Origin of the sequence: Phocaeicola sp., assembly GCF_048170425.1 — a bacterium.
Classification (GTDB): domain Bacteria; phylum Bacteroidota; class Bacteroidia; order Bacteroidales; family Bacteroidaceae; genus Phocaeicola.
The window spans coordinates 1-8,330 of sequence record NZ_DBEXBB010000211.1 but is presented as its reverse complement, the minus strand read 5'-3'; the positions used below and the strand labels follow the sequence as shown (position 1 = coordinate 8,330).

Annotated in this window: 3 protein-coding genes; all 3 read right to left on the bottom strand. The window is 44.5% G+C overall.

Translation table 11 applies throughout. The features are described 5' to 3' along the window. Nucleotides 1–3,646 (bottom strand): type II CRISPR RNA-guided endonuclease Cas9 (cas9, locus tag ACMJ0U_RS08405; RefSeq protein WP_417129535.1); only part of this gene is annotated, 3,646 nt, incomplete at its 3' end. A 275-nt stretch (nt 3,647–3,921) separates the two neighbouring features. Further along, the gene (gene carB, locus ACMJ0U_RS08400; protein WP_417129534.1) at nt 3,922–7,149 is read right to left on the bottom strand and encodes a carbamoyl-phosphate synthase (glutamine-hydrolyzing) large subunit; all 3,228 of its coding nucleotides are present in this window, start codon (nt 7,147–7,149) and stop codon (nt 3,922–3,924) included. Between the two features lie 23 nt (nt 7,150–7,172). Continuing rightward, a complete protein-coding gene (carA, locus tag ACMJ0U_RS08395; protein ID WP_417129533.1) occupies nt 7,173–8,249 on the bottom strand; it encodes a glutamine-hydrolyzing carbamoyl-phosphate synthase small subunit in 1,077 nt (358 codons plus the stop codon). Between the last annotated feature and the right edge of the window lie 81 nt (nt 8,250–8,330).

The following is an 8,330-nucleotide window of genomic DNA, read 5'->3' as shown; positions in this document are numbered from 1 at the left end:
TTATTTTTTTCTTCAAATCTTTTTCAATAATGCTTTGAGGATTTTCAAGAACGGCTTTCAACGTGGCAGTACCTGTTTTGCGAAGGTTGATTTCTCCATATACGGTCTCTTTATGCATAGGCTTACGGATAGCCCAACTATCGCCTTGTCTTTGTGGACAACTTACTTTCTTTCCGTTTTCATAATGGACATAGTGATTAGTTGTTTTATTGATGACACGTAGATTTTGTTTGAAACTTACAATAATATTGTCTAAAATGGAATAGACATCCTGAGTAAATCTTTCCCAAGGTTTATCGATGAGCCATTGATAGTTTCCTGAGTCATCGGTCTTTATTTTTTTACATAATATCTGGCGTAAGTCATGGCGTGAGATCTTTGCATTTTTGCTGGCTGATTCATTGTTCAGGTAATTGACTATATTCCGGTTGGCACAAGCAATAATGATGGCATCCATGGCATGGTGACGATGGTCAATACGTTTTTTGTTGAATCCTTTTTGCAAGTCTAGTGGTATCGTAGGGATTATCTTATTGTGTGCATTGGTCGTCGTAAAGCGGTTACTTTTTGTAATCTCATTCAAGCGCAGGAAACGAGGCAAAATGATTTTATTCCATACGTCATTGATTCCCCAGTCTTTTTTTAATCGGTCTGTAATGTTCCCTGTACAGACAATGACATTTTTAGAGGTAGCTTCTGCTTCTCCTTCTTCACGTACAATATTAGATAATAATGATTTTATAAGCTTACTGATATAACGGCTATCGTTTAATTGACGTTCAATAAACTGGTCTGGAATGTCTTCCATCAATAGCTTTTGCATTTTAGTGCGGTTGTATGAATAATGTTCTTTCACAAATTGTTCATAGGCTTCAATTGTCTGTATTTTTACGTTCTGTCCGAATCCCAGTTCTACTATTCTTTCTTGATTGTTTTTGATAAATTCATAGCCTAGCATATTTCCTTTGAGTCTATTGACTTCTGCTTCACAAATAACTTTATTTGTGAAAGAGTCGTCAAAGTAGCGAGACTGTGGAATCACATGTTCAATTTCATATGCAGGGGTAAACAATTTTCCCAAAGGAATCATAGCTCCGGTATAAGGGGAACGGTATTTCTGTTCCAGCCAGCATTTATAGCGTAATATATCGGATGTAGACGGGCGTTTTTTTACATCAAATTCATTGAATTTCTTCAAAATATTAGCTATATCTTCTGGTATATCTTTACTCTCGTTTAGCACCTCTTCTTCGTATATGCGCAATAAATCTTGCTGACTAGGAGAGTGGGGACGTACGTTTTCGATTTCAAATGCTGGGTTTGCAAATTCAGTAAGAAGTGCCTTGATACGCAGATTAGTATTTTCGTTTTCTTGTATTTGCTGGGTGAGTTTTCTGCGTTTGTCGGCAGGATTCTTCATTTCACGTCCTAGTTCGACATGAATTTCATCAATATGTCCTATCTGTTTCCAAATGTCGCGTACAGTACGCAGGGTTTCCATTATGATTTGTTCCACAATAGGATTGTGTAAGGAGTGTTGCTTAAACGTATTCAGAAAAGCATCAATGTCTGAAGGTTTCTGCCATTTTGTGATGTCTTTTATTTCAGAGTGCCGGTTATATACGATATAGCATGCCAACCAGGTTGGAAGTCCTTGAAATGAGGAGAGGCTGTCTAAATGGATGGTTTTCTCTTTTATTCTGTTTGCTGTAATTTCGTCTATTTCTCTATTCAGAATTTGATGGATGCGGGTAAGGGTAGCATTGTCTATTGATTCAGGATGCCAGTACTTTCCCATTCTCATGAGAGGAAGCAATCTTTTGATGGCTTTGGCAGAATAAGATCCATAGTCTTTTGGGAAAGAAGGTATTTGTTGGAAGATGTTTGCAAAGTTATCTCCCAACTTGTTTTTATCGGCAAAATGTTGTAACGCTGTCTTGAGTTCGTTTTTATCTGAGATAGAATATAAGATATGCCATAGCTTTTCTTCTATTTCTGATGTTAAGGCTGATTTTTCTATTCCTGCTTTCTCCCAATAGGAAAGTATTTTAGAATGTGTTTCGTTGCAGGGATATGTTTTGTCTTCCACATAATTCCAGCGATAATTTGCCGCATTTTTCTTTAGCCCAAATGTCGGATATTTGAGAAATGCATCTTGTTTGATTTCTTTTTTTTGATTAAGCCAGTCGAATAAGTTGGCATAATCTTCTTCATTTTTCAGGAGTTCATTTGTTACATCTATGTCAGTCGCAAGTTTTCCGTTGAGAGTGCCTTCCTTTTGGTAGATTCGCAGATTGGATATAAATTGCCAAAGACGGAACTCTTGAAAAAGAGGGTGCGATTTGGCAATACATTTCAGCGGAGAAATGCATATTTCTCCTGTTTCTTTATTGATATATGTGTATTCTTCGTAAGGGCAATTGCTGAGAAGCGACTTTTTACTTTTAAGCGGACGCTGGTAGAATATAATATCCTCAATGAGTAATTGCGCCATGCTGTATTTAGCAATTGTATTACGATGTGCTTCATTATTGGAATATAGTTCTTCGATACAGGCTTGTAATAGATTGGAATCTCGTAATTCTGGATGGAACTTTTCTTGTGTTTTCAGTATTTGATAGAGTTCTTCTTTGTAATATTTGCGTTCAATGGTGCGAATCAACTTTCCCCGAATTTTTTGGTTCGGGGTTTTCAATAGCGTATCATAGATGTATGCACCAACTGTTTTTTGAGATGCGTCAAGGTCTTTTTGAGTTTTTGTTTTAATAAGCTCCCATTGTTCTTCCCATTCTTGTTCGGTAGGAATTTTGAAACGACGGCATAATTCTCCATTTTCATCGTATTTGTCATTCCCATTTTTATCGAGGTCTACGGTTACGATAATATCTTTCTTTTGGCCTTTCCAGTCGGGTATATCTTTTCTGAAGAATTTCCCTTTCTCTCCATTTTCAAGCGTTATGGTGAAAATTTTTAATCCTTTATAAACTTGTCCGGTATCAATAATTTCTGTTACAATCTGACTGTCAAAATATTGTCGTGTTTTAGACGATGGCTTTTCTATTTCTTCTTCGCGCAACTGATAGTATCCTCTTTTTTGATTGAAATTTAATAAAATCCAAGCTAATTCTTCTTTTTCAATTTTTTGTGTCAAAGCTTTTTTACGTAAATAAAACAAAGTCCAGTCGTATGGAACTTTTTTTACCTGACAGTTGTTTTGTAAAAAGTCATTGAGCATCTCTTGGAATGAATTCTGAAAGATAAAGCAAGGAAGTCCCTTCGTATTGGTTGTCCAGGCAAGTTTTGGCTCAGAATTAGCAATAAACTTTCCATACCTGTCTAATTGGCTGGCATAATGTGCTGGGAGGAATCCTGATAATTGTAAGATGCGATGCAGTCTTTCTCTTCTGAGCTTTTTGCGCTCATATAATCGGCGTGTTCCACGAAATTGAGTACGATTGGCTGTTTGTGATACTGTATTTCCTTTATTGAAATCTCCTAATTGAGCTGCATCCATGGGAATTATTCTGCTTCCTGCTGCATTTATGCTTGTCAGTTGTTCTTTTTGAGTCGTTTCGTCAAAACTTGAATTGATGACTGCCCATCCTATACTGTTTGTCCCTAAATCTAAGCCTAAAATATGTTTCATAGTTATGTTTTTTTCAGTTTTCTCAAAACTACTAACTTTTTGCGAGAAAAGCTTGTTTTTTGTGCCGTTTCTTTGTACATTTGTAAAACTAAAATGAAGCAAATCACAATAAGGATTATTCCGTTGTGAAAACATTTAGGCTCTTGCCCATCGTCCTTTATCGGTGGGCTTTTTTATTGTCTGGTGTTTTCTATAAATAAAATCCCCTCCGAAACTCATTCACAACAAAGAGTCCCGGAGGGGATAAATTTTAGCTATACCTTAAGCGGTACAGATTATTTGTATTCGTCCCAGCTCTTGATGGCGATGTCGTCAATGCTCATAGAGCAGAAGGCATTGATGAATGCGCTTGCCAGACGGGCATTAGTTACCAGAGGTATATTCAAATCGACAGCGGCACGACGGATTTTGTATCCGTTATCCAATTCGGTAGGAGTGAGGTCGCGAGGGATATTCACTACCATGTCAATTTCTTTTTTGTGTAACATTTCCAGCGCTTGTGGATGTCCTTCCTCGCTTGGCCAGTACACGCGGGTGTTTTCTACTCCGTTTTCGGCCAGGAATTTAGAAGAACCGCCGGTCGCGAAGATGTTATAACCTTTTTCTTTGAGGGCACGAGCCGCCTGGAGCAAATCTACTTTCTGTTTCAATGTACCGGTAGACATCAGGATGTTCTTTTCCGGAATGCGGTAGCCTACGGATAGCATGGATTTCAGTACGGCACATGATGTGTCGGCACCGATACAACCTACTTCACCTGTAGAAGCCATGTCTACACCCAGCACAGGGTCGGCTTTCTGCAAGCGGTTGAACGAGAACTGGCTGGCCTTGATTCCTACGTAGTCGAGGTCGAAGAGGTTCTTTTCGGGCTTTTCTACCGGCAGACCTAACATGACTTTTGTGGCCAGTTCGATGAAGTTAATCTTCAGTACCTTGCTGACGAACGGGAACGAACGGCTGGCACGCAGGTTACATTCGATTACCTTGATGTCGTTTTCACGAGCCAGGAACTGGATGTTGAACGGACCGGAGATGTTCAGCTCTTTCGCAATCTGACGAGAGATGCGCTTGATGCGGCGTACGGTTTCTACGTACAGTTTCTGCGGCGGGAACTGGATAGTTGCGTCACCTGAATGTACACCGGCAAACTCGATGTGTTCAGAAATTGCATAAGCCACGATTTCGCCGTTCTGTGCCACGGCATCCATTTCTACTTCCTTGGCGTGTTCGATGAACTGGCTGACTACCACCGGATGTTTCTTCGATACGTTGGCGGCCAGTTGCAGGAAGCGTTCCAACTCTTCCTGGTTGGAGCAGACGTTCATGGCGGCTCCGGAGAGTACGTACGACGGACGAACCAGTACCGGGAAGCCTACCTTCTGGATGAAAGCGTTGATGTCTTCCATAGAAGTCAGTGCGCTCCATTCAGGCTGGTCTACACCGATGCGGTCGAGCATGGCCGAGAACTTGTCGCGGTCTTCGGCGTTGTCGATGCTCTTGGCAGAAGTTCCCAGAATGTTTACCTTCTGTGCATCCAGCCGCAGGGCCAGGTTGTTCGGAATCTGGCCGCCGGTAGATACGATGACGCCGTGCGGGTTTTCCAGGTCGAGGATATCCATCACACGTTCGAAGGTCAGCTCGTCGAAGTACAGACGGTCGCACATGTCGTAGTCGGTCGATACGGTTTCAGGATTGTAGTTAATCATTACCGAGCGGTAGCCTTCCTTGCGGATGGTGTTCAGTGCCTGCACGCCGCACCAGTCGAACTCTACGGATGAACCGATGCGGTAAGCACCTGAACCCAGTACGACGATGCTCTTGTGGTCGCCCAGGTAATGCACGTCGTTGGCTACACCGCTGTAAGTCAGGTACAGGTAGTTGGTTTGTGCCGGATATTCGGCTGCCAGCGTGTCAATCTGCTTTACTACCGGTACGATACCTGCGTTCTTACGATGGTTGCGGACGGCCAGGCTGCCTTCTTCCATATCGCCTTCGTAGCCGATGGCTCGTGCCACCTGGAAGTCGGAGAATCCCTGGCGTTTTGCCTTGTAGAGCAGCTCGTCTGGAAGTTGTGAAAGCTGTGTATGGTTATTGCCCCACTCGTGGAGTTCCTTTGAAGTCTGCATGATGTTCATCAGCTTGTCGAGGAACCACTTGTCAATCTTGGTGAGGTCGTGAATCTGGTCTGTGGTGTAGCCTGCACGCATGGCTTTTGAGATGACGAAGATACGCTTGTCGGTCGGTTCGCGCAGAGCCTTGTCGATGTCTTCAATAACCAGTTCCTTGTTTTCTACGAAACCGTGCATGCCCTGACCAATCATGCGGAGACCTTTCTGGATGGCTTCTTCGAAGGTACGTCCGATGGCCATGACTTCGCCTACCGACTTCATGCTGGAGCCCAGCTCGCGGTCTACGCCGTGGAATTTACCCAAGTCCCAGCGAGGAATCTTACATACGCAGTAGTCCAGTGCCGGTTCAAAGAAGGCAGAAGTTGTTTTTGTTACCGAGTTCTTCAGGTCGAACAGTCCGTAACCCAGCCCCAATTTGGCAGCAACGAAAGCCAGAGGATAACCGGTGGCTTTAGAAGCCAGGGCAGAAGAACGGCTCAGACGGGCATTTACCTCGATTACGCGGTAGTCTTCCGATTCAGGGTCGAACGCATACTGCACGTTACATTCACCCACGATACCGATATGGCGGATGATGCGGATGGCCAGTTCGCGCAGCTTGTGGTATTCGCTGTTGGTCAGTGTCTGTGACGGAGCGATAACGATAGATTCACCGGTGTGGATACCCAGCGGGTCGAAGTTTTCCATGTTGCAGACCGTGATACAGTTGTCGAAACGGTCGCGCACTACTTCGTATTCCACTTCCTTCCAGCCTTTCAGACTCTTTTCCACCAGCACCTGCGGAGAGAAAGAGAAGGCTTTTTCGGCCAGCACGTTCAGTTCTTCTTCGTTGTCGCAGAAACCTGAACCCAGACCTCCCAGGGCGTAGGCTGCACGGATGATGACCGGATAGCCCAGTTCCTTCGCCGCACGACGGGCGTCTTCAATGTTTTCTACCGCCTCACTCTTGATGGTCTTTACGTTGATTTCGTCCAGCTTCTGTACGAAGAGCTCACGGTCTTCCGTATCCATGATGGCCTGTACCGGAGTACCCAGTACGCGAGTATTGTATTTCTCGAACACGCCGGCCTTGTAGAGAGCCACACCGCAGTTCAAGGCAGTCTGACCGCCGAATGACAGCAGCACGCCGTCGGGACGTTCCTTGTCGATGACCTTTTCTACGAAATACGGAGTGACGGGCAGGAAGTAGATTTTGTCTGCCACACCTTCCGAAGTCTGCACGGTGGCGATGTTCGGGTTAATCAGGATGGTTTCGATACCTTCTTCCTTCAGTGCTTTCAGGGCCTGCGAGCCGGAGTAGTCAAATTCACCTGCTTCACCGATTTTCAGGGCTCCTGAACCTAACAGCAATACTTTCTTTATGTTTTCTTTCATTGTCTTCTTTGTTTTTTAGTGGATTACAGCAACTTTACAAACTCATCGAACAGGAATTCCGTGTCGGTAGGACCGCTGGCAGCTTCGGGATGGAACTGAGCGGAGAACCAAGGGTTCTTCTTGTGGCGGATACCTTCGTTCGAACCGTCGTTCATGTTGATGAAGAGCGGTTCCCAGTCGGCTCCCAGTGTGTTGTTGTCTACGGCATAACCGTGGTTCTGCGAGGTGATGAAACACTTTTCCGTGCCTACCATGCGTACCGGCTGGTTGTGGCTGCGGTGACCGTATTTCAGTTTGTAGATTTTGGCACCTCCTGCCTTTGAAAGCAGCTGGTTGCCCATACAGATACCGAAGATAGGAAGTTTTTCGTTCTGCATGGCCTTGCGGATGTGCTGCACGGCTGCATCGCAGGTGTCGGGGTCGCCCGGACCGTTGGAGATGAACAGACCGTCGAACTGCAGGGAGTTGAAGTCGTAGTTCCAAGGCACGCGGATGATTTCCACGTCACGCTTGAGCAGGCAACGGATAATGTTTGATTTCACGCCGCAGTCTACCAGCACTACTTTTTTCTTGCCTTCGCCTTCGTTGTAGCGAATCACTTCCTTGCAAGAAACCTTGTCTACGTAGTTTACACCAGCATAGGTGGCTTCGGGAATGTTGTCCGGTTCATCGTCGAACACGATTTTTCCCATCATCACTCCATGCTCGCGCAATACCTTTGTCAGTTCGCGTGTGTCGATGCCTGTGATGCCCGGAACCTGTTCGCGTTTCAGCCAGTCGCCCAGACTTTCCACTGCGTTCCAGTGTGAATATTTTTCACTGTAATCGCTTACGATAATCGCTTCGGCATGGATTTTTTCACTCTCCATGAAAGTAGGCAGTCCGTTTGCTTCGAACGTGAAGGGAGGTACCCCATAGTTCCCTACCAGCGGATAAGTCAGTGTCATCAACTGGCCGGCATACGAAGGGTCGGTCAAGCTTTCGGGGTATCCGGTCATTGCCGTGTTGAATACTACTTCACCGGCTACCGGTTTCTCATAGCCAAACGACTTGCCATGAAAGCGGCTCCCGTCGTCGAGGATCAATGTTACATTTCTCATTACCTTTGTTACTAATAATCTTTATATCGTGTATCTTTTACTTTCGTATATACGAAAAAACGCCCGGACTTGCCGAAAAAA